Below are 26697 nucleotides of genomic sequence, written 5' to 3' on the forward strand. Positions count from 1 at the left end.
TACCATTCTAAGATACTTGGTAGATACTATTTCTGCTTAACTTCTATAAAAATTAGTGAAAACTAAATCCAGCTAATGTTATTCACTTTTAACACACACTGTTTCCTGAATTTATAGGTTGATTTAATTTCTTCCCATGTTGGAAGGCTTGAATCCTGCCACCACTCATTAGCAGGTTTTTTAACATCTCTGTAGTTTCCTAGCATACGATAGCCAACACCATCAAGATTAAATGCCTTATTTGACTCCAAAGTAAGAACTCTGTCAGTTTCCTGATGATGATCTAAAATGATAAACGTATGGCCACCAGACCATTGTTTTCTCCAACCCTGAATAACCGTCCATTTATGTGGCTTAGCATCTGATTCAATTTCCATAGCCACATCTGTATTCACTAGACATGTTACAGGTGAATAATAATCTTCAACTGAGAAAATCATCATCTGTCCATGCTTTTTATTATCCCATTGAAAATTAGAGTGAGAATTTTGCCAGGCTCCAACTACAAGAGCCTCAACAAAAGTGCAACAGTTGTTCAATGATGGTGGTGCTTGTGGAAGATTGATTCCTTTCAATTTAAAAGGATATGTTGTTTTATGTAAATCATATATGAAGTCATTAAACAAAGGAAGTAAGTCTATCAATACCGATTCATCGATTGACATTGTGTCACTGCTAAAATCAATGTTTAGTTCTTCATGATCTTTTCCTCTTGTTAATTTGCCATATTCATCATCTTTCCATCTAAGGCAAATCCATTTCTTCTCTCCAGATTCTAATTGTACACAAGCGTAGTCTGTATCCTTTGTAGGGTGATTAACTTTAAGCTCTACTAATGAATATCGTCCCTTTTGGACTCTAGTGGTAGTAGAACTAGAGGTGTCTGGTTGATCATAAGCTTTAAGATTTTGATCTAGTTCAATGTAATATGTATCCATTGTTTTGAAAATATGGTGGTTAGCGTAATTATATTTTAAAGATGTCGAATAGAAATGACAATATTTAATATTGGCAGTAATAATAGTTATGTGCCAAAGAGATATTGAATCATTGTTTGTTCGAAAATGAAATCTTTTCGCATAATTTGGCCTTTAGTTCATCACAATTGATATAAGTGGAGCCAGCGGAGTTAGCAGCCAAATACGTAAACAACACAAATCGACATATTTTTCTGACAGGAAAGGCTGGCACAGGGAAGACGACTTTTTTAAGAAATATAATTGCCAATACTTATAAAAACGCTGCCGTAGCGGCTCCAACAGGTATTGCTGCAATAAATGCCTCGGGTGTTACACTCCACTCGCTTTTACAATTACCATTTGGTGTTTTTATTCCGGAAAATATACCGTTTGAGGATCGAGGAATTCAAGTAAACACCCCTTCATCTTTATTTAAGGATGCAAAGTTTGGGGCACAGAAAAGAAAACTGATCAATGAACTTGAATTGTTGATCATTGATGAAGTGAGCATGTTAAGGGCAGATTTACTCGATTGTATTGATCACACACTTCGGAAATTAAGAAAAAGACCGCATGATGCTTTTGGGGGTCTTCAGATATTATTTATAGGAGACTTAATGCAATTGCCACCGGTAGTAAGAAATGATGAGAGCTCCTTACTGAGACAATTTTACCCCTCTCCGTATTTCTTTGAAGCACGCGCATTAAAAGAGAATCCGCCAATAAGAGTAGAGCTCGACAAAGTATATCGACAAAGTGATCAACTATTCATTGATCTCTTAAATAGACTTAGACATAATGATCTTAATAATGAAGATGTAGACTTATTAAATAGTTATTACGAGACAGAAGCAAGACAAAATGAAGGTTATATAAACCTTACCACACATAACAATAAGGCGGATAAAATCAATAAGAGCAAATTGGAAGGTTTAACCACTGAGATACATTCTTTTATTGCAGAAGTAGATGGTGAATTCTCGGAAAATGCTTTTCCAAATGATTTTGATTTGAGACTTAAAGAAGGTGCTCAAGTCATGTTTATTAAGAATGATCCAAGTGGAAATGGTCAATTTTTTAATGGGAAAATTGGAACAATTTCTAGCCTCAGCGATACAATTAAAGTTGTTTTTGAAGATAATACTGAAGTGACGGTTGATCAATATGAATGGGAAAATAGCCGATATGTATTAGATAAGGAGAGCCAGGAAGTAGACAGAAAGGTTATTGGTACTTTCAAGCAATACCCTTTGAAATTAGCTTGGGCTGTCACCATCCATAAGAGCCAAGGCTTAACTTTCGATAAGGCTATTCTAGATCTAGAGGGAACATTCGCTGCCGGACAACTTTATGTAGCATTATCAAGATTGACTTCCTTAAATGGGCTTATCTTATCAAGTCCCCTGCCTCAAAAAGCACCTTCAATAGATGACCAGTTAAAATACTACATAGATAGCTTTGATAGTTCTGCTCAACTAGAACAGAGGCTAGAAAATGACCAATTAAGCTTTATTGCTGAGTATGCAGAATGGGCGTTTTTACTGGATCCAATGTTGAATGAGCTGGTGAATCATAAACGAACATTTAACAAAGATGAAAACAGGTCACTCAAACAAAAGCATTTACCGTGGACGGACGAATTGATAAATGATACCTTTCCCCTAAAAGAAATTGGAGAAAATTTTCTAAGACAGATTCGAAAAATCCTCATTTCAAAAGATCTGCACTTACTAGCGGAAAGGATGAGTAAAGCTGCTGATTACTTTGGAAATATCCTTAATGAAATAATTGATCGAATAGTAACTCAGCATCGAACATTAAAGACACAAACTAAGGCCAAAACTTATCGATCAGAACTTGCTGAACTTAAGGAGTTAGTAGCTAATCAATTAAAACAAATAGTTAAGCTAAATCTTCTGATTCAACATATGAATGAAGGTGTGCCCTTGACAAAAGAAACGCTAAGAGGAAATTCAAATCTTCGCCAACTTTCGAAGTCTGTTTCTAAAGACAAAGTTTCTACAGCGCAAATTACTTTTGACATGTTCAAAGAAGGTAAGTCTATACAGGTGATTGCTGAGGAAAGGGGTCTTGTGGAAGGAACCATTGAAAGTCACTTAGCTCAATTCGTTCAAAATGGTTTATTGGATATCGAAGACATCTTGAAACCTTCCAAAATTAAGGCTATTCTGAAATGCTACAGTCAGGGTTTGACAAAGTCAGGAGAAATTAAAGCAGCCTTGCCTGATAGCTATACCTGGGGAGAAATAAAAATTGGACTTGCACATGCTATAGCAAATGATCAGTCTGATTGAATGCTTTTAAATAAAAAGATTTCGCCCTCTGTTCTATCACATAATAAGAACAATTTTGATGAGGAAAGCCATCCATATAATTGAGTGGATAGTTAAGGATCCAGCATAGAAGTACTCTCATTGCTCTTCCATGCATGCAAATTAAGATATTCTCAGAATCACTTTCTAGCACCATTTTCATGGCATCTTTTTGTCTTTCCATTACCTCTAATGGGCTTTCTCCACCACCAACATTTAAATTTAATTCTCCCCTACGCCATCCATTAACAGTGTCAGCGTAAAGATTCTTAGCATCATATGAGGCAACCTTGCCCTCTTGATTCCCCCAGCTTATCTCATCAAAGCCATCATGTGATGAAACAGGTGTACCATTAAGTTTGAATTGGCCTACGGTCTCTTTAGTACGAATTAACTCAGAAGTAAATACACGGTCAAAATTGATTGATGATAAGTATTCTCCAGCTTTTGTTGCCTGTTCAATGCCATTGCTGTTGAGTGAAGCATTTACACCTCTCCCTTGCACCATTCCTTTTAGGTTAAAATCTGTTTCTCCATGTCGAAGAATGTAAATCGTCTTGTTTTTCAAACTTGCTTTACGTTGGTTTGCTTATATAATGGCAAATGAACGAATTTTCCCCGAATACCTTGAGCTAGATGCTTTGAATAGTATGTCGAAAGGTTGCATGGTAGATCATCTAGGAATAGTATTTACTGAAATTGGTGATGACTACCTGGTAGCTACAATGCCTGTTGATCATCGAACAAAGCAACCAATGGGCTTGTTACATGGAGGTGCATCTGTTGCATTGGCTGAAACAATGGGAAGTGTAGGATCTACGGTAACTATTGATTTAAATAAGCAATATGCTGTAGGGCTTGAGATCAACACTAACCATATTAAATCTGCCAAAGACGGACTTGTAACAGGTGTTGCAAAACCAGTCCACCTGGGAAGAAGCACACAAGTTTGGGGAATAGATATCAGAAATGATGAAAATCAACTTGTTGCAGTAAGTAGAATAACGTTAGCGATATTAGATAGGAAATAGTGACTGAGCTTCAAAATATAATTGAGGTAGATAAGCTTGATCAATTGATCAACAAACTCGAATTGGCAGGTATAGCTTTCGCTTTATGGAGGATGCCTAATTCAACTGATTATCAGTTAATTATTTCGTTGGAAGAGTGTAGAAAAGTTGAAGAAATACAACTAGAAGATTTAGATGCAGGATTTATCGTCAATGAGTTTAAAGATAATCACCCTGTATCCCCCTATTACATTCAGGCTGACATTGTCATTAAAAATGAAGAGTTAAGTGTAAATCCTAGAGTTACTGATTCTCAGATTGATGATTTTAAAGCGAAGATTAATTCCATCATCGCAAAAGAAGCTTCCTTGCAAAATGAGATTTTTGAAAACCCTATTGGTGATTTTAACGAGAATGTTCAAGAAGCTGTCAATGCTATCAAGGATGGATTATTTGAAAAGGTAGTTCTATCGAGATATAAAGATTTAGAGCTTGGCAATGAGTTCTCAACATGGGAGTTTTATAAAAAGATCTCCAATAAGTATCATAACGCTTTTGTGAGTGTAACTTTTATTCCAGATAAAGGACTTTGGATTGGGGCTACTCCAGAACTACTGTTATCGGATGATAAGAATGTTTTTAAGACTGTATCATTGGCTGGAACAAAGAAGCTATCAGAGGATCAAAATTTGAGTGAAATAGCTTGGACGCAAAAGGAGATTGAAGAACAAGCATTTGTTAGTAGGTATATCATAAACTGCTTTAAGAAATTACGTCTAAGAGAGTTTCATGAACATGGACCAAAAACCATTAAAGCTGGAAGTCTAGCACACCTAAAAACAGAGTTTGTTGTCAATTACAATGAAGTTTCTTTTGACCGATTATCCGATCAAATGATGGAACTACTTCATCCTACATCAGCAGTTTGCGGTATGCCTATTCGAGAAACTAAACCTTGGATAGAAAGGATTGAAGGTTATAATAGGGAATTGTATTCAGGCTTTTTAGGACCAGTAAACAGTGACGGTGCTACAAGTTTGTTTGTTAACTTAAGGTGCGTGAGGATCAAAGGAAATATCGCTAGATTTTATGCAGGAGCTGGGATCACTGAGGATTCTAATCCTCAAAGAGAATTTGAAGAGACTGAGATGAAGATGAGTATTTTAGGATCACTAATTGACAATAACTAAAGTTTCTCTTAACACGTGCTTCACCCTACCGTCTACAATACCTCTCAGATTTGCTACCAATTAGGAGTTAGACAAGCAGTTATGTCACCCGGGTCTAGAAATGCACCACTTACCGTTTCATTTGCCAGAAACCAACAAATTGAAAAGCGAATCATTCCAGATGAAAGAGCCGCTGGTTTCATTGCTCTTGGAATTGCGCAGATAACACAATCGCCAGTTGTTTTATGTTGTACTAGTGGTACTGCCCTCCTAAACTATGCACCAGCAATAGCTGAAGCATATTATCGAGAGATACCTCTGATTGTTATTTCTGCTGATCGTCCACCAAGGTTAGTGGATCAAAGAGATGGACAGACAATAAAGCAGTTTGAGGTGCTAAAGAATCATGTTAAGCTTTCTGTGCAACTACCTGTAATTGAAAATGAATCAGATGCTATTCGATATGAAAGGGAACTGATAAACGCATTAAAGAATAGTCAAAGTCTGCCAAAGGGTCCTGTGCATATTAATGTGCCTTTTGAAGAACCATTTTATCCAGAGGAGAATGAAGAGTTGAAATTTAATGAATATCAGTTAGAGTTAGCGGATAAGAAGGATTCTGTAATAGGGAAATACGATTTGAATGGTTTTTCAAAAGTGTTGATTTTGTTAGGACAATATCCTTATGACAGCACATTGAATGATCAACTCGCTGATATTTCTAAGAAAGTACCGGTTCTGAAGTTTCCACTAAGTAATCTAAATCACGGTATTTCGAACGTGGATCTATTTATAAACCAGCAAGACGAACTCAAGCCAGAGCTTTTAATCACATCGGGCCTTTCGGTGCTTTCAAAAAAAATGAAACAGTTTTTAAGAAAGCAAAAACCAGAAAAGCACATCCATTTAGATCCTGCAGAAGTCAATATAGATACTTTTAGCACGAATCCAGAAATACTCAATTATGGATTGGTTGATTTTCTTAATGAGCAAGATTTTTCTTTTGTCAACGCTGAATTCTTAGGAAAATGGAAATCATACAGTGATACAGTAGATAAATCAGTAGCTGAAATAATTGGCAAGTTAGACTATTCAGAAACCACTGTTGCGAGAGAGGTTTTGAAATCTATTCCAGAAGGATCAAACCTTCACCTAAGCAATTCAATGCCTGTCCGCTATGCAGATATGTTTGGTGTGCCAGATAATGTGATCTGCTATAGCAATAGAGGAACTAGCGGTATTGATGGTTGTACTTCTACAGCTCTTGGTAGTGCATTAGTCACCGAAGAATTGAATGTGCTAGTTACTGGTGATCTTGCTTTTTTGTATGATAGAAATGCCTTCTTCCATAATTATCAATTATCCAATTTAAGAGTCATTGTACTTAATAATCAAGGAGGTGGAATTTTTCGCTTAATTGATGGGCCTTCCAACTTGCCCGAACTTGAAGAATATTTTGAGACAAGACATAATAGGACGGCAGAATATATTTGTGCTGAAAATGGTTTAGTGTATCAACAAACTCATGATTTGAATACACTATCAGAATGTCTGGAAGAATTCTATCGGGACAGTGAAAGGTCAAAAGTGTTAGAAATATTTACCAATCCAGAGGTAAATCAAAGTGTATATCGAGAATTAAAAATGTATATAAATGAGCGAATCAAAAATTGATTGGATTAGTGCTGAAGGGTTTGAAGATATTACCTATAAGAAATGCGGTAAAGTGGCTAGGATCGCATTTAATCGTCCAGAGGTAAGAAATGCTTTTCGTCCAAAGACAGTAGCAGAATTGTACAAGGCATTCCTAGATGCCAGAGAAGATGTGAATATTGGTGTTGTTTTGTTAAGTGGAGAAGGACCTTCAAAGAAAGATGGAGGTTGGGCATTTTGTAGTGGTGGAGATCAGAATGCCAGAGGTCATCAGGGATATGTAGATGAAGATGGAATGCCACGTTTGAATATTTTGGAGGTTCAACGATTAATTAGGTTTATGCCTAAAGTTGTAATAGCCGTAGTACCAGGTTGGTCAGTTGGCGGTGGTCATAGTTTACATACCGTCTGCGATCTTACTTTAGCTAGTAAGGAGCATGCTATTTTCAAGCAAACTGACGCAGATGTAACCAGCTTTGATGGAGGATATGGATCAGCATATCTTGCTAAGATGGTAGGTCAAAAACGAGCCAGAGAGATATTCTTTTTAGGACGTAACTATTCTGCTCAAGAAGCATATGATATGGGGATGGTTAATGCCGTAATCCCGCATGACGAACTTGAAAATGAAGCTTTTCAGTGGGCGCAAGAAATACTTGCAAAATCCCCTACTTCAATCAAAATGTTGAAGTTCGCATTTAATCTTACTGATGATGGAATGGTTGGTCAACAGGTTTTTGCTGGTGAAGCTACAAGACTTGCCTATATGACTGATGAGGCTAAGGAAGGCAGAAATGCTTTTCTTGAAAAAAGGAAACCAGACTTTAATGATATAAAGTGGATACCATAAGAAATGAAAAAGGGGTGCTTAACACCCCTTTCCTTTTAGTATCGCTTTATTGTTCGAATACTCATATTCGATTCCGAACGTTCGTGCTATAATTTCTATAGCATCTTTTGGCTTCTTTTTATTGAACGTAGATGTCAATTTACATTCTTTGAATGCTGGATTTTCGAAACTTACATCTATTCCGTAAACATCTTCTATTACCTTCTCTACTTCAGACATTGGAGTTCCATCAAACACAATGACTTTTGTTTTCCATGCCAGGTAATTCATATTATCATTATTGGTTTTGATAATACCGATGTTGGAATTTTTAACGAGACCTTTTTCGCCTTTTTCTAATTTGACTGAAACTGATTCTGACCCATTAACATTCTTTGAAAGTTCAACTACACCAGATTCTACGCTTACTTCAGTGACAGCATCATAGGTGTCCACAACAAATGAAGTACCTAACACTTCAACAGTTGCATTATCGGTGTGGATAATAAAAGGTCGACTTTCATCTCTTTCTATATCGAAATATGCTTTGCCTGTCACTCTAACCTCTCTGCTATTTTCATCAAATTTGATGACTTCTAATTGAGAGTCTTCGTGTAATGCAATCAAACTTCCATCAGCAAGTGATTGATTGATAACATTGGTTCCGTTGCTCCCATTTTGATTTAGCACAAATAGCAATGAAATAGCCAACACCAATACTGCAGCGCTTGCATATTTCACCCAACTCTGCATAATAAAAGGAACTTGTTTGCCTTGAGGTTCATCCAAAATTTCTTTCAAAACATGAGCTGGTGGTGCCATCTCAGGTTGAGAAATCACCCAAGCAGATTTAGCATCAAAAAATGCTTCCGCATTGGTTTTAGATTCCGATCTCCACTTTTCAACTAAGGATATTTCGTCCTTGGTTGCTTCTCCAGAAAAATATTTTGCTAGTACTTCTTCCATTTTCTTCTTATCGTCTGGTTATTAACAACTTACACTTAACAACCCCCTATTTATTTTTACAAATTATCAAATTTTGGATCATAATTTATTGGCACCAAATCAGCTGTCCGTTCCCAAGCCCAATATCCATATGTTGTAAGTCCAAATCTGTCCATTACTTCGCCTGACAAATCTAATCTAACAGACCCTCGTAAAAGCCTTAAAACAGAAATTTGATTACCAGGTTCCTTAACTAAAAATCCAGCAGGTCCTACATATTCGGAGTTGATCGGTCTGATGAATCCATCACTCTCCAAAAAGACTTCACTTTCTTGCTCTTTACGATATTCGATAGCCAGGTAATTTTTAAAATCAAGTTCATAGTGGTCTCCTTTAAAAACCAATATGTCAGATTCAGAAAGCTCAAACTCTTTTTTTACTTCAAGCTTATTCAGGTTCTTTATTTTATAAATCCTAAAGCCTTCTTTCTTTAGCTCCCCATTTAGCAATGATTTCTTAAAATGATTGTATGACCCGTAATAACTCTTCTTTCGATTTTTCTTCCATTTTCGCCGCTCACCCCCATTTACTGGTGTGATATTTCGAAATCTTATTTTGCCTCTGAAGCGAAGATCAGTTTCTTCTTTTTTAAAGGACTCTAGGAAATAACTTATTCGATATCCGCTAGCATCATTTCTTATTTGTAAGGGCTCTTTCAAAAAGGCATGCAGTACATTTTGGTCATCGTCAAATGTAAAGTCTATGGCTTCAGGATTTTCAATTACAGATTCCTGAGCATTTTTAGATTGTCCAAGTATCTCTTTTTTAAAGACAGAATAATGTTGTTGCCACATTTCCTCCGAGCGGCTGATACGGTTTGATATAACTTCCACCTCTTCCAACTGCTCCAAATCAAGAGTCATTCTATGGTTTTGAATCCTTGCTCCGCCATTTGACTCTGATATCTGATAAACAGCATTTTCATACCCAACATGTGAGAAAACTATGTTATAAAAACCTCCAGGAATAAACTCCAGCTTATAGTTACCATCTATATCACTGCTAATACCAATTGTAGTACCGTCTAAAAAGACATTAACATTATTGAGTGGTTTGCCATCTTCATCGTATACTGTTCCCGAAATTGAAAAGAAATTCTTCTTTTTTTCAACTTGTGCTACCGGTTGATAATTCAGTATGATTTGATCTTTGTAGAATGAATACTTAAGTCCAGTTCCGATCAATAAACCGTAGAGGAATTTATCTATTGGGGTGTTTTCAGCGGTAATAGAGAACAAACTTCCTTTGGGTAATAAGTCTGAATTATAACTAAAGTAATAGTTTGTCTGAGCACTGAGGCTATCAAAAATCACATGAAGAGGAACGTTTTCAAAAGTTCCGTTGATCAAATCATTCTTTTGGCTTTGACCAAATCCAAGGTATACTAAGCAACAGAAAGCTACAATTAATTTAGCTCGCATCTCTCAGGTTTTTTAGATCCTGAAGACTTTCTCTTAACACCTTTAACGCTTTACCCATCTGTACCTCTACAGTTTTCACAGAGATTTCTAAATGCTCAGCTATTTCCTGATATTTTAATCCTTCAAATCTGCTAAGCTTAAAAATCTCAGCACATCTAGGAGGTAACTTGTCAATTTCACCCGTTATTCTATTGCGTAAAAAATCAGGATCACTTTCATCATACTCATTTTGGTAGGTTGATTCCATAAAATGAATCATGTGTTGCCTATAGCCATCTTTCACTTTTTCGTGCTTTATGGTATTTAAGCATGAATTATGAACAGATCGATAGAGGTAGCTTTTTATTGATGAGTCTTCCGAAAGAGTATCACATTTTTCCCAGAACTTAACGAAGACATCTTGAGCAATTTCTTCTGCCTCTTCCCTTGTATCCATAAACCTAGCAGCATATAAAACCATTACATTATAATACTGGTTGAATACGAGTTCAAAAGCCCGCTTATCTTTGTTAATTAACCGATGTACTATTACCTCTTCGTTTTCCAAGCGTTGTGATTATTAGATCAAATAATTTCGTCCTAAAGTTAGAAGAAATTCTAAAAGATAGTCTTCCAACAGAAAGATATAATGAGCACGAAAATATAGTGTTGAACATTATTCGTAGTTGGTTTTCCAATGCAAAATCGTTTACACATCATAGTTCAGGCTCTACTGGTAGACCCAAGAAAATAGAGATTAGTAGGGAGAAGATAGAAATCAGTACTAAAGCTACTCTAGACTTTATTGATCCTGATAATGCAGTTAGAAGCTCCTTGCTGTGTCTTGACCCATCGCATATTGGTGGAGCAATGGTTGTGTATCGTGCTATGATAGCAAATCACGATTTGTATATCATCGAACCTACATCCAACATAATTTCAATAATAGGTGCTAGTTCATTTGATTTAGTCTCAATGGTACCACTCCAATTCAAAGCATTGACAAACTCACAAATTGATCAATTTGGCAAAATTTTGATTGGTGGAGCTCCCATGGATTCAAAAAATGTTAAGACTTCTGCCACTATTTATTCTACGTTCGGAATGACTGAAACTGTCTCTCATATTGCTCTGAGATCACTATCAGAGGATGTATTTACCACCACAGGAGATACAATTGTTAGAATCAATCAAGACGATACATTAGAGATAAAAGGTTCAATTACTGATGCCAAATGGTTGAAGACAAATGATATAGTTGAAGTCATTAATCAAAAGACTTTTAAGTGGATCGGACGAAAAGACTTTATTATCAATACAGGGGGTATTAAAGTCAACCCAGAAGAAATCGAACAGGTCCTTAATGATCAGATGAACGATGACTTTATCATTTGCTCCTTATTGGATAGTTCTTTGAATAGAAAAATTATCCTAGTGTCAAGTGGTCCCGAAAAAGAACTTGATTTTAGTAACCTAAAAAAGTACCATGTTCCTAAAGAACTGTACTTTGATCAAGTAATATTCAAGACTCCCTCTGGAAAATTGGATAGATTAAAAACACAAAAAGTTTTAGAAGATTCCCTATGAATTTAGTCTTTTCATATCAGCAACAACAACTACCCCCTCCCTTTTCATATGCTGCTGTAATGCGACTGGAATTCGTCGCAGGTGCTGAATCTATTAATGTTGAATTTGATCTCACTTATCTTAATAGGGAAAGTGTTTCTGAGTCTGAATTAAAGGCGGAAGGGTTTACAAATGATGATGATTTGAAATGGGAAGGTACGATTAGTTCTCGATGGCAAGAGGATTTAAGTGAAATCAGTCAAAGTAATTTTAGTAATGACCCTGATAGTGAGACTTACATCCATGTATCGCTTGATTCAAAATCACTTGGATTTCCTGCTGATGTTGCAAAAGCAAACTTTCTATTTCAAGAATTATTGCAAGCAGTATTGGAGAAATCAAATATCGAAGCTCCATTAAATGTTGTTTGTTATTTAGATCAAATGGAGTACAATCTAACTTGGTCATTCTCGGACCGTACGATCGATTGTAATGGCACTGTGTCTTCCGATTGGGTACATTGTCGCAAGTTGCTCGAACACATATACTCATTGGACTTTGAATCCTTCGTCCCAAAAAAGAAGAAGAAAGAGAATTCAATATCTCTTGAATCTGATGTTTGGTTTTATCTGGATGATACTAATTATGCTGAAGAGCTTAATAGTCTTATAAGACATGTTGTTAATTAGTTCTACTTCTACTTCATTTTGTTATTGAGATCTGAAAAATGTATCTTAAAGGTGATTAACACTTTGTATTTCAACCTTTAACCCAACCTTATGAAAAGATTAGGATATCTCGGCAAACTCATGTATGCCGGCCCAATGGCGATGTTTGGTGTATTCCATTTGATGGGAGCAGATAATATGACCGGAATGGTTCCAGATATTTTACCAGCCCCGATTTTCTTCGTTTATTTAACCGGATTGGCATTAATTCTTGCTGCTGTTGCAATTATTATCGGCAAAAAGGCTAAGCTCGCAACTCAGCTATTAGGCTTGATGCTGACATTATTTGCTGTTTTGATTCATTTATCTGGTTTTTTAAATCAAGATCCTGTAAGTTCGTCAATGTTTTTAAAGGATATTGCGTTGGCTGGTGGTGCATGGTTTATGAGTTCGCATCTTTCCGACTAAATTGAATAACCTTAATCTAGATTCTAGATAAGTATGAAGAGAGGCCCTGACAAATTCTTGTCAGGGTTTTTTTATTAGAATAGACTGTAGTTGCCACCCTTTCTAAAATGAGCGATGCTTAAAGGCTGAAATGCACGTCCTTCAAAATACTTTCTTTTACTCACCTCAAACAAATTCCTAATCACCTCAGCAATCTTACCTTCTCCTCTCATTCTCCTGCCAAAATTTGAATCATTAACACTTCCTCCATGTAACTCTTGAATTTGGTTCCATACCTTCGTGGAACGATCTGGAAAGTTCTTCACTAGCCAGTCTTTAAAGATTTTAGATATCTGACCATTTAACCTCACAACAGTGTAACTCGCAAAGTCTGCTCCTGAATTAGCAGAATTCTTCAAAATGGTTGGTATCTCATGATGATTAAGCCCAGGTATCAAAGGAGCGTTCATTACCCCTACGGGTATTCCTTCACTGGCAAGCGTTTCCATAGCCTTGAATTTTTTGGTCGCACTAGCAGTTCGAGGCTCTAATTTTTGCCGTAATTTTTCATCCATTGAAGTTATTGAAAATATTACCTGTACAAGTTTGTTTGAGGCTAGCTCTTTGAGTAAATCAAGATCGCGAACGACAAGTGCATTCTTCGTTATTATTCCCACAGGATTTTGGTACTTATTAAAGACCTTAAGCAGGTTTCTTGTGATTTGATATTTCCTTTCTAGTGGTTGATAGCAATCTGTATTTCCGCTCAACATAATTACTCGAGGTTTATATGATGATTTAAGGAATTCATTTTCCAATAGTGATGGAGCTTCTGGCTTTACGATAATTTTAGTTTCGAAATCAATGCCTGCGCTGAATCCCCAGTATTCGTGAGAATTTCTAGCATAACAATAGATACATCCGTGTTCACATCCTTGATATGGATTTATCGAAGTGTACATGCCTACATCTGGACTATTATTCGTCGATATAATCTTTTTAGGAGTTTCTTTAAAAACTTCTATTTGAGGTTTTGTATCAATCAATTCTTCATCTATCCCATCTAAATCAGATGTATCTATGTCATACTTAGAATACTTATTAGATACATTGATTTGTGCACCTTTCCCTTTGATATAATCCATTAATTAAAATTACTAAAAATATTAGTAATTGTTAATTCTTGTTTTGGAAATGGTATAGGCTGTAACTAAACCAACAACTGCTCCTAGAAGATGAGATTCCCAACTTATGCGTTCATCAAAGGAAAATAAACCATAAGCCATGCTACCATAGGAAAAAATAATAATGGCACTGATTACAACAGATTTGAAGTTTCTTTTAAAGATTCCATAAAAGACTAAAAAGGATGCCAATGAATAAATTAAGCCACTTGCACCAATGTGATAAAATGGTCTTCCAAACACCCAAACTAATAAGTTGGTAAAAAAATAAGCTTGCATGAATACTCTTCTCGCTATCTCAGGAAAAAAGAAAAAAAGACTTCCCCCAAGTACCAATAATGGGATAGTATTAGAAGCTAAGTGATTGAAATTTCCGTGAATCAATGGAGCCAAAGCTACTCCGATAAGTCCCGTTAGGTGTCTGGGGTATATACCCAATTGACCAAAATCCACAGGTAAATAAAATTCAACAGTGAATACAAGCCACATAAAAAAGCAGAGCCTGAGTGGTGGTACTATTCCTGACTTTGGCATTAAAGTAAATTAAATAAAAAACCCTGACCTCTATTGAAGCCAGGGTGTATTCTAAAATTTTTATGATTAAGCAAGCTCTTTAATCATCTTTAATTCCATAAGCTTTGATTCTTCATAGCTTACTGATAAATATCCTAATACTCCTCCAGAAGCTTCTGCAATTTTCTTGGCTAGATCTTTTAAACTAGCATGATATTTTACTGCAAAGTTCTTGTCAATTTTAGGAAGTATGAAATTTAACTTTCTAAGCTCAGTTGTAATTGCTGAGATTCTCTCATCTGTTCCAGATGGAAGTTCATCAATCAACTTATTAAAATGCTCTTCGAAGTGGTCGCCCACTAGCTTATAGAATTCATGCAGCTGCTCACGAGATCTACTTTGTTTACTTCTTGCTACTTCAATAGCTTCTTTTCGTTCAGACTTATCAATTTTTCCGTCTGCTCCAGCAATTAAGATTGCAACATATACAGGTGCTTGAAGCATAACCTGAACTTCATCTTCTCTTAGTGGTTCAAATTCTGGGATCATTCCTTAGGGATTTCAAATTTTCGGCTCGAAAATACAAAATTATTTCTGTGAAGAAGCTGACATCCCACCTAAATTTTGGTATGTTTTTTACCTAGATGGTATACTTTTATAACAAGGATTACAGAGAACTATGCCAAAAATCGATTTTACATACCTAGAAGTATTGAGTGAGGATGACGATGACTTCAAAGCTGAATTCATAGAAACATTTGAATCTACCTATAAGTCGTTATCTAAAAAGATGATGACAGAATTAGATGCAAATGATATGGATAACTTATCAAAGTCGGCACATCAGTTAAAACCGTCTGCCAAAATGATCCAATTACCATGTGCGGATACATTAGAGGACATTCAACACCATCCTGAGAATGCAACAAAGCAATCCTTAGATGAAATAACATCGCAATGCGAAGATGCTCTACAACAATTAAAAAATTGGGCTAACCTCTAATCGGTAATTCAATCTTTTCGCCTAAAAATTTAGGTTTACGTTGGAAGACATATAAGTCTAGTACTGCGATTGTTCTTGCAAGTACTTCTCGTATTGCTAATGCATTTCCAATAGGTCCCCCATCATCAGCTGACACAGCTATGGCCTCCATTCCCAGGTAATTAGCAATAAATAAAGATCTGTAGCAATGAAATTCTTGCGTTACAATAGTCACTTTTTTCTGTCCAAAAACCTCGCTACACCTTACAACTGAATCCAGCGTTCTAAGACCGGCAAAATCAAGTGACACATCTTTCTCTGGTATATCAAGATCTCCCAGTGCTTGAAGCATATCTCGTGGTTCATTATAGTATTTTGATCTATTGTCACCACTGACCAGGATATGCTTTACCTTTTGCTTCATGTGAAGATCTGCAGCAGCCTGCATTCGTTCTTTAAAGAAGCGATTTGGATTGCCTTTAGAAGTTCTCTTACTAGTTCCTAAAACCAAGGCCACATCATTTAAAGGTGCTTCGTTTGCACTATATATTCTGGACTTTGTAGACTGTACGACCCAAATGTTCGATCCTAGGACAAAAAGAAATAAGCTTAGCCCTGACCAAAGTATAAACTTGATGAATCTCTTTACTTTTCTATTCATTTAAGACACCTTTAGTCTTTAAAATGAGATCTGCCTCTCTTACAATTTTTCGATACCATAAAGCTTTCAATTCCAATTGCTCCTCTTCTGTAAGTTTTGGCCACTCGATGAGTTTCGATTTCAACACTGTTAAACAAATGGCAGCACTAACGGATAAATTATAGCTTTCAGTAAATCCTCCCATTGGAATATGAACAAATCCGTCTGCCTTTTCCCCCACTTCTTTCGTTATTCCATCTGCCTCTGTTCCAAAAACAATTGCAGTTTTATCATTTGCATCCAAGTCATAGATAGACCTAGAAGTTTCATGTAGAGAAGTCGCATATACTTTATATCCTTCTTTTCGTAGCGAATCAAAACAGCTACTTACACTATTGTCTTTGCCTTCATAGTGATTCAATGATACCCATTTAGCAGCGCCTTGAGTTATAAGTGGGTTGACGGAATAACTGTTTCTATTATTGATAAAGTGTAAATCTTGAATACCCATACACTCGGCGGTGCGCAGTACTGCGCTTACATTATGAGGCTTTTCTATGTCTTCAAAAACCAGCGTAACATGTTTGGTTCTTTGCTTTAGCACCCGCTTTATTTGCGTCTGTTTATTTTCAGATACAAATTCCTCTAAAACATCGATAACATCTTGCGCATTCATTTACTCTTTCTTTTCACCAAACAGCCCTAGTTGGTTTTCTTCTTCTTCTACTTCTGTTTGAATCGTACTTTTGATTGCTTCAATATCAATGGCAGGTTCTGGTTTCTCGTCTTTTAGTAAGTCTACAGAGATCACCTGCTGAACAGGGAGCTTGTTACCAATCGCTTTCCACCCTTTGATATCAATCAGGCTCATTAGATCTAACTTCTTCTTTTCGTGCTTGCGTCCTTCTTTGTAAGTAACTTCTACGTCCGTCTCGATACCTTTAGAAATGAAAACTAGTTTGGAGCTTTTAGCTTCAGTCACAAACGGAAACCGCTTGTTCGCTGTATTGGTTTCTATAATGAAACGTTTAACAAAAAACGTTTTGGTGTCGCCATCATAATGAATTGCATTGAATGAAGAATCTTGATCCAATTTATAGATCCCCATTACGCTGTTGAACTCATAGTGATTGGTAAGCTCAAATGAAGTTGTTTCATAGCTACCATCTTTATAAAAGACTGCTATTTGATCATCCGACATAAAATTGCCCAGATGATCTCCTCGTTCTTCTCTATTTAATCTCCCAACGGTAGGGTCATACCAAATATCTACACCTCCAAGAGTAGACTTACCTTCCTCTTTCAATACGACTTTCCTTACGGGATACTTTGTTAGAATATTGCCTCCAGCTCCACGCCCCTTTATCTCTAATTCAGCAAAATCAAAATCAAACACTTTTTTTCTTGCTTTGCTGGCTTGTGTCAGCGAAACAGTAACTAGTTCAGCTTCACCATTTGGATTTGCAGTAAAGTAATGCACTTTACCCTTCCCACCTTTTGTTAGGTCGTAAGGCCTATCTCTGGTGACTGACAGCACTTGAAAACGCTTCACATAGCTATTCCCAGACTTGGCATCAACGTAAGCCATATTGTAAACCATACGTTCATCATTCTTCTTAAAAACTCCGGCATAAAGAATGTCTTTACCAACGAAAGTCTTGTCTTGAATTTTAGTTACGATACACTTGCCATCCTTCGTAAAAGCAATGATATCATCAATGTCGGAGCAATCAGATACGAACTCATCTTTCTTCAATCCGTAGCCAACAAAACCGTCTTGTCGATTGACATATAACTTGGCATTATTGGCAGCTACTACTGTTACATTGATTGTGTCGAAATTGGTAATTTCTGTTTTACGTTCTCTACCTTGACCGTATTTTGAAAGTAGATTTTGGTAGTAGGATATTGCATAATCTGTTAGGTTATCCAGGTTATGATCCACTTTCTCAATTTGCTCTGAAAGATCCTGAATTTGTGCATCTACTTTGCTTGTATCAAAGCGAGTGATACTACTCAATGGCTTATCAATCAATCTCTTATAATCTTCGTTCGTTATCTCACGATAGAACAAATCAAAGAAAGGTGTGAACAAGGTGTTTAGTACCTCGTAGCATTTTTGAAGGTCACCAGAATTCTCGTATTCTGGGTGTTTATACATGCCCTCATTGATGAATATCTTCAATAAGTTGCTAAAGAATATCTTCTCTTTGAGCTCTGCCTTTTCAATTTCCAACTCTTGACGTAACAGATCTACCGTTTGATCCACAGATTGTTTCAAGATCTCTGTTATGCCTAAAAACATCGGCTTGTCGTCTACAATGACACACGCATTAGGAGATATTGAAACTTCACAATCTGTAAATGCATAAAGTGCATCCATTGTAATATCCGGTGAAATACCAGAGGCAAGGGTTACCAATATCTCAATTTCTTTAGCAGTATTATCCACTACTTGCTTGATCTTGATTTTACCCTTGTCATTTGCCTTTACAATAGACTCTATTAGTGACGTTGTAGTGGTTCCATATGGGATATCTTTAATGACTAAGGTTGACTTATCCTTTTCTTCTATTGAAGCCCGCACCCTTACTTTCCCACCACGTTTCCCATCGTTATAGTCTGTAACATCAATCTTGCCCCCAGTTAGGAAGTCAGGATATAATTTAACTTTCTTTCCTTTGAGTGTGGCTATGCATCCTTCTAAGATTTCGCAAAAATTGTGTGGCAGCATTTTGGTAGATAAACCAACAGCAATTCCTTCTACGCCTTGAGCCAGTAATAATGGGAATTTGACAGGAAAAGTAACAGGCTCTTTCTTACGACCATCATATGACAGCTGCCACTCTGTAGTTTGAGGGTTGAAAATTACCTCTAATGCAAATTTGGATAGTCTGGCCTCTATATACCTAGCTGCTGCTGCTGAATCACCCGTACGAACATCTCCCCAGTTACCCTGGGTATCTATAAGTAGATCCTTTTGACCAAGATTTACAATTGCGTCTCCTATGGAAGCATCACCATGCGGATGGTATTGCATGGCACTACCGATGATGTTTGCCACTTTGTTGTAGCGACCATCATCCATCTCTTTCATTGCATGTAATATCCTTCGCTGTACTGGTTTCAATCCGTCATTAATTGCTGGTACAGCTCGTTCCAGAATTACATATGAGGCATAGTCTAGAAACCAATTTTCATACATCCCGGAAATCGGGATTACATCGTGTATCTCTTGTTCGTTTTCGTGTTCTTCTCCCATTTAAAAAGTATGTTGACTTAGTAGGTAATATCCAATTACAATTAATACTGAGACTAGATTTCCAGTGAGGAAATAGTCATTTGAAATCTTATCATCATCTTTCAGACGAGTTGCTATTTTAAGTGCACCAAAGAAAGCCATACCTTGTGGTAGACTGACTAATAGAATTACATATAGAAATCCTCTTTCTAATACACCTCTTAAAACACTACTAATGGTGAGGTCTCGATCAAATATTTTCGTAATCAAAAAAAAGAGGCCTAGTGCAATAATTTCTCCTACAAAAAATATGGCGCTATTTATGATGTAATCATTCATTGATCAAATGATGTACAAGTTCTTTACATAGTATATACTCATCAATAGATAGGCTCCTCCTCCGTCTCCAAAGGCTAGATTCATCCTTAGACTCAATTTTAGCCATCTCCTTATAATCATGTCCTTGCAAAAAGCCTGAAACTGTGCTACGATCTTTGGGATGCCAACTATCAATAAAGTGCTGAGTAACTCTCATCATTTTTCCAATTTCTTTCCCTCTTTTAATGGACATTAAAAATCTGCCATTGTCTTTCTTCATCTCTGTAAGTTTTTTACGAGCACTTGTTAGCCCTTGACCGATCATTTCATATGCCTTATCCTCGTTTATTGGTGTATCTATCACACCTTCGTGTAAGACATAGCGTAGTTTAAATTCAAATTCAGATTCAAGGATGTATTCTTCCATGGCAAGGATAATATCTACTCCTTTTGAAGCAGAACTGACGATTCCTTGAAATTCATCTCCAAGTGTAATCGTCAATGGGGATTCAATTGAGTCTCCATATATTTTATTCGCCCAACGAACTGTAGCTTGAAAGTCCTGCATTAGGCCTTTACCTTCTTTTTCGCGACTATTCACGATGTCCGCCATTAAGATGAATTGTTTCATAATTTTTTACAAAACACAATTTATTGTAAAATTTATACAAAAAAATAATTATTGCATATTAATTACAATAAAACTGGTTATAATGCTTAAATAAGGCTATGCAACTTTAGCGTCTTTTACTAAATCTTTTTCTACTCTTAGTTTATCGATAATAAATTGCTGACGATCCGGCGTATTCTTACCCATATAAAAAGTTAACAGATCCTGAATACTTGTATCCTTTTGCAGGATTACGGGATCCAATCGAATATTATCTCCAATAAATTCAGCGAATTCTCCAGGACTGATTTCACCTAAGCCCTTAAATCTGGTTATCTCAGGTTTGCTTCCTAGTTTTTCGATGGCATTTCTACGCTCCTCTTCAGAATAACAATAAATCGTTTCTTTCTTATTTCTTACTCTAAATAGAGGTGTTTCAAGTATGAAAATATGATTGTTCCTTACTAATTCAGGGAAAAACTGTAGGAAATATGTGAGCAAGAGCAGTCTAATATGCATTCCATCTACATCAGCATCAGTAGCTATGACAATTTTCCTATATCGTAATCCTTCAAGACCATCCTCTATATTGAGGGCGTGTTGGAGCAAATTGAATTCTTCATTTTCATAAACCACTTTTTTGGTATGTCCAAAGCAGTTAAATGGCTTCCCGCGAAGTGAGAATACAGCTTGGGTTTGAACCTTTCTTGATTTGGTAATGGATCCACTTGCAGAATCTCCCTCTGTAATGAAGATCATCGTTTCATCTTTGATCGTTTCATCCCCTTTCTTGTCGTTGAAGTGGATTCTACAATCTCTTAGTTTCTTATTGTGAAGATTAGCTTTCTTAGCTCTTTCATTAGCTAACTTCTTAATACCGGCTATTTCCTTACGCTCTCTCTCTGATTGTTGAATACGCTTTAGCAGTGCATCAGCTGTTTCCGAATTTCTGTGTAGGAAATTATCAAGTTCAGTTTTGATGAAATCATTGACAAAGGTTCGCATCGTTGGTCCATCTGGTCCTACGTTTTGAGATCCAAGTTTCGTTTTAGTCTGACTTTCAAAAACTGGTTCTTGTACCCTAACTGCGATGGCACCAATGATTGCAGTTCTCACATCCGCAGCATCAAATGTCTTACCATAAAACTCTCTTACAGTTTTTACTACAGCCTCTCTAAATGCCGCTAAGTGCGTACCACCTTGAGTCGTATACTGACCATTTACAAATGAGTAATATTCCTCACCATATTGATTAGCATGAGTCAATGCGACTTCAATGTCATTACCTTTCAAGTGGATAATTGGATATCGAATATTTTCAATATCTGCCTTCCTGGTTAGTAGGTCTTTTAGTCCATTTTCTGAATGATATTTTTTCCCATTTAAGACAATGGTTAAGCCTGCATTTAAGTAGGCATAGTTCCACATCAAATTGTCTAAATACTCAGGAATAAAATGATAGTTTTTGAAGACTGAATCATCGGGTTCAAAAATGATTTGAGTACCGTTCCTGCCCTCTACTTTTTGGACCTTTGCGTCATTGGTGATCTCACCTCTTTCAAACTCTGCTAACTTGGATTCACCGTCTCTATAACTCTGAACTTTGAAGTAATTCGAAAGCGCATTAACGGCTTTGGTACCTACACCATTTAATCCTACTGACTTTTGAAAAGCACCGGAATCGTACTTACCACCTGTATTGATTTTACTAACGCAATCCACCACTTTTCCAAGCGGAATACCTCGGCCATAATCCCTGACAGTTACACGATGATCAGTCACCTTCACCTCGATTGTTCTGCCATGTCCCATCATGTGTTCATCAATACTATTATCGATGATTTCTTTCACCAATACATATATCCCATCATCAGGAGAGCTTCCATCTCCTAGCTTACCGATATACATCCCTGGTCTTAGTCGAATGTGCTCCTTCCAATCCAGAGATTTAATACTATCCTCGGTATAAATCGCTTCAGCCATCTAGTAAATTCGTTAACAGTGATTTAATTGTCTACAATTCAAAGTAATGATAAAAATCCAATACTTACACGTAACAACCTAACCCCAAAAGGTAGTGTTACTTGAAATAAGACAATTTAATAATCTGAAATAGAGTGAGTTCTACTTCTTTTTAAAAATGAAAAAAATCAATCCGATTATCCAAACAACTAAAAAGATTGGTCCTAAAAAGTTTAGATACGCATAGCTTTCAGGGTTGATATGCCCCGTATTATTGACTACACCAATGAACCCAATGATTGTCGCGAAATAGAAATTGACGATGAATAATATGGACCGAATCCACCCCCCTAGTTCTTGAGATATCCCCTTCGTTCCGTAATTGATTCCAATTCTTAAAATGAAGTTTACGACTACAAATGCTCCGAATAAATAGTAAAACAAAGTCTGCTTGTGAATGTCTTTGACACCTTCCAAATTGACATCAACCATTATCGGTAAATAAGCATAAACCAAAAGAAGTACTCCAGAGAAAAGAAGTATCGAAATGGTGTTAAGAACTTTTACAGCTTTGATCATGCCCGCAAATCTAACCAGCTGCAGACATATTATGAGACTCAATCATTAATTTTGAATATGGATTTCAACCCCGTAATACTTTCCATTCCCCTATACTTCATTCTAATTGGTTTTGAGCTGGTTTATCAGCTAATAAAGAAGACCAAAATTTATCGTACGAATGATGCTATTACTAACATCAATTGTGGCATATTCTCGCAGGTAACTAATGCTGTATGGGGAGTCTTGTCTATAGGTATGTATCAGTTCGTTTATCAATACCTATCGATTGCTCAAATCGAAAATTCTTGGTGGAGCTACTTGATTCTTTTTGTGCTTGTTGATTTCTTTTATTACTGGTTTCATAGAGCGAGCCATGAAATTAACTTTCTATGGAATACGGCTCACGTTGTCCATCATCAAAGTGAAGATTACAACCTATCAGTTGCGCTAAGACAATCTTCCTTTGGTGGCGTCTTTTCAATGATATTTTATCTACCATTAGCAGTCATTGGATTCAATGCGTATGCTTTTCTAGCTGTAAAAGGAATCAACCTCATTTATCAATTTTGGATTCATACAGAAGCTATAGAAAAGCTGCCTAGGTGGTTCGAATATCTCTTCAACACCCCTTCGCACCACCGTGTACATCATGGTAGAAATCCAAAATATATTGATCGTAATCATGCCGGCACTTTGATGATTTGGGATCGAATATTTGGGACTTTTCAAGAGGAAGAAGAACGTCCAACTTATGGAGTAACTACACCAACAAATAGCTGGAACCCTGTCTGGGCTAATATTCTTCCTATTGTAGGTATGGCGAATCAAATTAAATCAACACCTGGATTTCTAAATAAGCTTAAAGTACTCTTTTATAAGCCAGGTTGGAGGCCTGCTGAATTAGGTGGTTATCAAGCAGCTCCCGAAGTAAATAATGAGTCATATACCAAATTTGATATACATCCTCATATCGCACTAATTAGATACGTATTTGTGCAATTTGTGGCTGTGTTGTCTTTTACGGCCCTATTCCTTTTTACACATGCTAACTATGATTTATACATCAAACTTGCTTTAGCTATCTACATCATGTGGTCTATTGGACAATTAGGAATACTTATGGAAAACAAATCCAAATGGATTCCTGCAGAGTTCATTCGCCTAGTAGCTACTTCGGCTATTTTAATTTACCTTATAAATACACCGATAGGCTATGTAATAGGGATACTATTTACACTGCTATTTGGTTTTTGGCTTCTTCGTGTTAGTTCATTCATCCAAAATCATAAAGACGCTACTTAGCTATATGCTTTTTAAGGATTGGATGATATGTTAAGATAACCTTGCTTCATAATCATCTTCAAGCTGCATGTGTCGCGGCCAAAAGCTATTCGCTTCGATGTTATTAGATACATCTACCAGTATATCCAAGTGAGTATGCCATCCAGCTAGCGTACCTATTCTTGCTTCAGGTGTATCTGCAAGGTTCTCGTGTGTCAAAGTTAGCTTGACTTTATCATCTACTTCTTCAAGTTTGAATGTGACTATGCCCTCCCATTCTATGACAAAAAGACTAGGCTTTTCTGCTTTAATAACTCGAGCTGGCGATTCAAAACCCTCACCATATTCTTTGTATTTAGCTGGCGTATCAACTGGAGGTGAACCTAGTGTTGAATTGTGAAAAACAAACTTAAATTCCTGATTTGGAATCAGACCGGAAGTGCCGCCACAAAACCATTTACTTCGTTTTTCTGCATCGGTAATAAAATCCCAAACACGGTCAATTGGACCGGGTAACAATCGCGTAAACAATAATGTCGTTGGTGTTATTAGTTCTCCGTAGTTATTCATCTTATTGTGGTTTATTGTTTTGATCTTCTTTTAAAGCTTCTTCCAATTTATCAAGGCTAGTATTCCAAAATCGCCTGTATTGATGGACCCAAATGGCTATTTCACCCAATTTCTCAAGATCAGCATGGCAATACCTTTCCCTACCCTTCTTTTGAATTTTGAGCAAGCCACATTCCCTTAAAATCTTTAAATGCTTGGATACTGCTGGCCTACTCATATCAAAATTTTCTGCTAGCTCATTCACATTAAGTGTCTGATGAGAAACCAATCCAATTATGTCTCTCCTGGTTGGATCTGCTATAGCTTGAAATACATCTCTTCGCATAATATGTAACCTTTCAGTTACAAATATATATAAAAGAAACCAATTGGTTACACATGGAACCACTATACTATCTAACTAGCATTTATCATCTTTGCATCATGTCTCATATCAACGATACCATTACGGCCCTTGCAACACCTCCTGGACAAGGTGCATTAGGAATTATACGAGTTTCTGGATCTCAGACAATTCCCATCGTAAATAAACTATTTAGAGGTAAGGATCTTACCCAGGTAGATTCTCACACGATACATCTTGGAACTATCAGAGATGATCAGAATACTATCATTGATGAAGTGTTGGTATCAATTTTCAAGGGACCACACTCCTACACTAAAGAAGATGTGATAGAGATATCCAGTCACGGTTCTCAGTACATCTTGCAGAAGATTTTGAGTCTATTGGTTACCAATGGTGCTCGATTAGCCAAACCAGGAGAATTTACTCAGAAAGCATTTCTAAATGGCAGATTTGATTTAACTCAAGCGGAGGCTGTAGCTGACCTGATTGCATCAGAGAATGCGGGCATGCAGCAAACAGCAATGAAACAGATGAGAGGTGGCTTCTCTGATGAAATTAAAAACCTGAGAGAGCAATTAGTACACTTCGCTTCTATGATTGAGCTAGAACTTGATTTCGCAGAAGAAGACGTGGAGTTTGCAGACCGTGGTGGATTGCTGGAGTTAATAGAAAAGATCCATGTGTTGATACGTTCATTGATCGCCAGCTTCGAGTATGGAAATGTCATAAAAAATGGTATTCCGACTGTTATTGCTGGGAAACCGAATGCTGGTAAGTCAACACTTCTCAATGCGCTACTAAATGAGGAAAAAGCCATTGTATCTGATGTAGCAGGAACTACACGTGATTTCATTGAAGATCAGATTTACTTAGATGGGATTGCTTTTAGGTTCATAGACACCGCTGGAATCCGTCAAACGGACGATAAGGTAGAAAGCATTGGAGTAGAGCGCACGTTAGAAAAAATGAAGTCTGCAGGATTGGTAATCTATCTTTTCGATTTAGTCAATGAATCCTTAGCATCCATAGATGAGCAATTGAGGGATCTAAATACTTCGGAGGCGCCCTACTTAATCGTCGGTAATAAAGTAGACCAGGCTTCTGAAGAATTAAGGGAAAGATTAAGCAAAGAGAATGCTGTATTTATATCAGCCAAGGAACGAGATAACCTGGAGGAGCTTAAACAACGTCTAAAGACCTTCATAGATGTGCCATCACAAAGCAATGTAGTGGTTACGAACACAAGACATCTTCAGAGCTTACAACAAACGGATGAGGCTTTAAATCGAGTGGTCGAAGGCATCAACATGCAAATGAGCAATGATCTGGTGGCTCAGGACATCCGCCAGTCCCTATTCCATTTAGGTGAAATCACTGGAGAGGTAACTACGGACGATTTGCTCGAGAATATTTTCTCTAAGTTTTGTATTGGGAAGTGATGATTTAATCA

Annotated in this window: 28 protein-coding genes; 11 read left to right on the forward strand and 17 right to left on the reverse strand. The window is 36.8% G+C overall.

The window, feature by feature from the left end; genetic code table 11:
- Window positions 1–62: 62 nt before the first annotated feature.
- Window positions 63–938: a hypothetical protein gene (locus ACY650_RS18350; protein WP_462249785.1), complete on the reverse strand. Its 876-nt coding sequence runs from the start codon at window positions 936–938 to the stop codon at window positions 63–65.
- A 176-nt stretch (window positions 939–1114) separates the two neighbouring features.
- Here ACY650_RS18350 and ACY650_RS18355 point away from each other — a divergent pair, with 176 nt between their 5' ends.
- The gene (locus tag ACY650_RS18355; protein WP_462249787.1) at window positions 1115–3274 is read left to right on the forward strand and encodes a helix-turn-helix domain-containing protein; all 2160 of its coding nucleotides are present in this window, start codon (window positions 1115–1117) and stop codon (window positions 3272–3274) included.
- On the opposite strand, the gene ACY650_RS18360 is transcribed toward ACY650_RS18355, so the two are convergent.
- Window positions 3249–3860, reverse strand: coding sequence for a histidine phosphatase family protein (locus ACY650_RS18360; protein WP_462249789.1), 612 nt, complete (start codon window positions 3858–3860; stop codon window positions 3249–3251). The two genes, ACY650_RS18355 and ACY650_RS18360, sit on opposite strands and share 26 nt — an antisense overlap.
- Window positions 3861–3888: 28 nt before the next feature.
- Here ACY650_RS18360 and ACY650_RS18365 point away from each other — a divergent pair, with 28 nt between their 5' ends.
- The 4 genes from ACY650_RS18365 to ACY650_RS18380 are packed head-to-tail and all read left to right on the forward strand — an operon-like array spanning window position 3889 to window position 7974.
- Window positions 3889–4323 carry a hotdog fold thioesterase gene (locus tag ACY650_RS18365; protein ID WP_462249791.1) on the forward strand — a complete coding sequence of 145 codons (435 nt, stop codon included), beginning with the start codon at window positions 3889–3891 and terminating at the stop codon, window positions 4321–4323.
- Window positions 4323–5492: a chorismate-binding protein gene (locus ACY650_RS18370; protein WP_462249793.1), complete on the forward strand. Its 1170-nt coding sequence runs from the start codon at window positions 4323–4325 to the stop codon at window positions 5490–5492. The genes ACY650_RS18365 and ACY650_RS18370 overlap by 1 nt, the downstream gene beginning before the upstream one ends.
- A 15-nt stretch (window positions 5493–5507) precedes the next feature.
- Window positions 5508–7145: a 2-succinyl-5-enolpyruvyl-6-hydroxy-3-cyclohexene-1-carboxylic-acid synthase gene (gene menD, locus ACY650_RS18375; RefSeq protein WP_462249795.1), complete on the forward strand. Its 1638-nt coding sequence runs from the start codon at window positions 5508–5510 to the stop codon at window positions 7143–7145.
- The gene (locus ACY650_RS18380; RefSeq protein ID WP_462249797.1) at window positions 7126–7974 is read left to right on the forward strand and encodes a 1,4-dihydroxy-2-naphthoyl-CoA synthase; all 849 of its coding nucleotides are present in this window, start codon (window positions 7126–7128) and stop codon (window positions 7972–7974) included. The genes menD and ACY650_RS18380 overlap by 20 nt, the downstream gene beginning before the upstream one ends.
- Window positions 7975–7992: 18 nt before the next feature.
- On the opposite strand, the gene ACY650_RS18385 is transcribed toward ACY650_RS18380, so the two are convergent.
- The 3 genes from ACY650_RS18385 to ACY650_RS18395 are packed head-to-tail and all read right to left on the reverse strand — an operon-like array spanning window position 7993 to window position 10926.
- Window positions 7993–8919, reverse strand: a complete 927-nt coding sequence (locus tag ACY650_RS18385) for a FecR family protein (protein ID WP_462249799.1) — start codon at window positions 8917–8919, stop codon at window positions 7993–7995.
- A 56-nt stretch (window positions 8920–8975) separates the two neighbouring features.
- The gene (locus ACY650_RS18390) at window positions 8976–10379 is read right to left on the reverse strand and encodes a carboxypeptidase-like regulatory domain-containing protein (protein WP_462249801.1); all 1404 of its coding nucleotides are present in this window, start codon (window positions 10377–10379) and stop codon (window positions 8976–8978) included.
- Window positions 10369–10926, reverse strand: coding sequence for an RNA polymerase sigma-70 factor (locus ACY650_RS18395; protein ID WP_462249803.1), 558 nt, complete (start codon window positions 10924–10926; stop codon window positions 10369–10371). Before ACY650_RS18395 ends, ACY650_RS18390 begins: the two co-directional genes overlap by 11 nt.
- A gap of 5 nt (window positions 10927–10931) precedes the next feature.
- On the opposite strand from ACY650_RS18395, the gene ACY650_RS18400 reads away from it, so the two are divergent.
- The 3 genes from ACY650_RS18400 to ACY650_RS18410 all read left to right on the forward strand — a co-directional run bounded on the left by ACY650_RS18400 (window position 10932) and on the right by ACY650_RS18410 (window position 13060).
- Window positions 10932–11945: an AMP-binding protein gene (locus ACY650_RS18400; protein WP_462249805.1), complete on the forward strand. Its 1014-nt coding sequence runs from the start codon at window positions 10932–10934 to the stop codon at window positions 11943–11945.
- Entirely contained in the window at window positions 11942–12613 is a 672-nt protein-coding gene (locus tag ACY650_RS18405) for a hypothetical protein (protein WP_462249807.1), read from the forward strand. Before ACY650_RS18400 ends, ACY650_RS18405 begins: the two co-directional genes overlap by 4 nt.
- A 90-nt stretch (window positions 12614–12703) precedes the next feature.
- Complete coding sequence (locus ACY650_RS18410; RefSeq protein ID WP_462249809.1) at window positions 12704–13060, forward strand: DoxX family protein; 357 nt, start codon at window positions 12704–12706, stop codon at window positions 13058–13060.
- 74 nt (window positions 13061–13134) lie between these two features.
- Here ACY650_RS18410 and ACY650_RS18415 read toward each other — a convergent pair whose 3' ends face one another.
- The 3 genes from ACY650_RS18415 to ACY650_RS18425 form a co-directional block, all read right to left on the reverse strand.
- Window positions 13135–14184: a PA0069 family radical SAM protein gene (locus tag ACY650_RS18415; RefSeq protein ID WP_462249811.1), complete on the reverse strand. Its 1050-nt coding sequence runs from the start codon at window positions 14182–14184 to the stop codon at window positions 13135–13137.
- Window positions 14185–14205: 21 nt separating this feature from the next.
- Window positions 14206–14757 (reverse strand): rhomboid family intramembrane serine protease, encoded by a 552-nt coding sequence (locus tag ACY650_RS18420; protein ID WP_462249813.1) that lies wholly within the window; start codon window positions 14755–14757, stop codon window positions 14206–14208.
- A 66-nt stretch (window positions 14758–14823) separates the two neighbouring features.
- Window positions 14824–15285, reverse strand: a complete 462-nt coding sequence (locus ACY650_RS18425; protein ID WP_462249815.1) for a hypothetical protein — start codon at window positions 15283–15285, stop codon at window positions 14824–14826.
- A 130-nt stretch (window positions 15286–15415) separates the two neighbouring features.
- Between ACY650_RS18425 and ACY650_RS18430 the strand changes: the two genes are divergently transcribed.
- The gene (locus ACY650_RS18430) at window positions 15416–15739 is read left to right on the forward strand and encodes an Hpt domain-containing protein (protein ID WP_462249817.1); all 324 of its coding nucleotides are present in this window, start codon (window positions 15416–15418) and stop codon (window positions 15737–15739) included.
- Here ACY650_RS18430 and ACY650_RS18435 read toward each other — a convergent pair.
- The 7 genes from ACY650_RS18435 to ACY650_RS18465 all read right to left on the reverse strand — a co-directional run bounded on the left by ACY650_RS18435 (window position 15729) and on the right by ACY650_RS18465 (window position 23068).
- Window positions 15729–16379, reverse strand: a complete 651-nt coding sequence (locus tag ACY650_RS18435; protein WP_462249819.1) for a SanA/YdcF family protein — start codon at window positions 16377–16379, stop codon at window positions 15729–15731. The two genes, ACY650_RS18430 and ACY650_RS18435, sit on opposite strands and share 11 nt — an antisense overlap.
- On the reverse strand, window positions 16372–17034 hold the full coding sequence (locus ACY650_RS18440; protein WP_462249821.1) for a TrmH family RNA methyltransferase: 663 nt from the start codon (window positions 17032–17034) through the stop codon (window positions 16372–16374). Before ACY650_RS18440 ends, ACY650_RS18435 begins: the two co-directional genes overlap by 8 nt.
- Window positions 17035–19620, reverse strand: a complete 2586-nt coding sequence (locus ACY650_RS18445) for a DNA gyrase/topoisomerase IV subunit A (RefSeq protein WP_462249823.1) — start codon at window positions 19618–19620, stop codon at window positions 17035–17037. It lies immediately after the preceding gene.
- Window positions 19621–19938, reverse strand: coding sequence for a hypothetical protein (locus tag ACY650_RS18450; protein WP_462249825.1), 318 nt, complete (start codon window positions 19936–19938; stop codon window positions 19621–19623).
- Window positions 19931–20548: a SatD family protein gene (locus ACY650_RS18455; RefSeq protein ID WP_462249827.1), complete on the reverse strand. Its 618-nt coding sequence runs from the start codon at window positions 20546–20548 to the stop codon at window positions 19931–19933. Before ACY650_RS18455 ends, ACY650_RS18450 begins: the two co-directional genes overlap by 8 nt.
- 96 nt (window positions 20549–20644) lie before the next feature.
- Window positions 20645–22510, reverse strand: coding sequence for a DNA topoisomerase IV subunit B (locus ACY650_RS18460; RefSeq protein ID WP_462249829.1), 1866 nt, complete (start codon window positions 22508–22510; stop codon window positions 20645–20647).
- A gap of 141 nt (window positions 22511–22651) precedes the next feature.
- Window positions 22652–23068, reverse strand: coding sequence for a hypothetical protein (locus ACY650_RS18465; RefSeq protein WP_462249831.1), 417 nt, complete (start codon window positions 23066–23068; stop codon window positions 22652–22654).
- Between the two features lie 57 nt (window positions 23069–23125).
- Here ACY650_RS18465 and ACY650_RS18470 point away from each other — a divergent pair, with 57 nt between their 5' ends.
- Window positions 23126–24352, forward strand: coding sequence for a sterol desaturase family protein (locus ACY650_RS18470; RefSeq protein WP_462249833.1), 1227 nt, complete (start codon window positions 23126–23128; stop codon window positions 24350–24352).
- Between the two features lie 30 nt (window positions 24353–24382).
- On the opposite strand, the gene ACY650_RS18475 is transcribed toward ACY650_RS18470, so the two are convergent.
- Together ACY650_RS18475 and ACY650_RS18480 are read right to left on the reverse strand one after the other, a co-directional pair.
- Window positions 24383–24901, reverse strand: a complete 519-nt coding sequence (locus ACY650_RS18475) for an SRPBCC family protein (protein WP_462249835.1) — start codon at window positions 24899–24901, stop codon at window positions 24383–24385.
- Between the two features lies 1 nt (window position 24902).
- Window positions 24903–25226 (reverse strand): ArsR/SmtB family transcription factor, encoded by a 324-nt coding sequence (locus ACY650_RS18480; protein WP_462249837.1) that lies wholly within the window; start codon window positions 25224–25226, stop codon window positions 24903–24905.
- A 53-nt stretch (window positions 25227–25279) separates the two neighbouring features.
- On the opposite strand from ACY650_RS18480, the gene mnmE reads away from it, so the two are divergent.
- Window positions 25280–26686, forward strand: a complete 1407-nt coding sequence (mnmE, locus tag ACY650_RS18485; protein ID WP_462249839.1) for a tRNA uridine-5-carboxymethylaminomethyl(34) synthesis GTPase MnmE — start codon at window positions 25280–25282, stop codon at window positions 26684–26686.
- Window positions 26687–26697: the final 11 nt, after the last annotated feature.

Origin of the sequence: Ekhidna sp., assembly GCF_963691765.1 — a bacterium.
Classification (GTDB): Bacteria; Bacteroidota; Bacteroidia; order Cytophagales; family Cyclobacteriaceae; genus Ekhidna.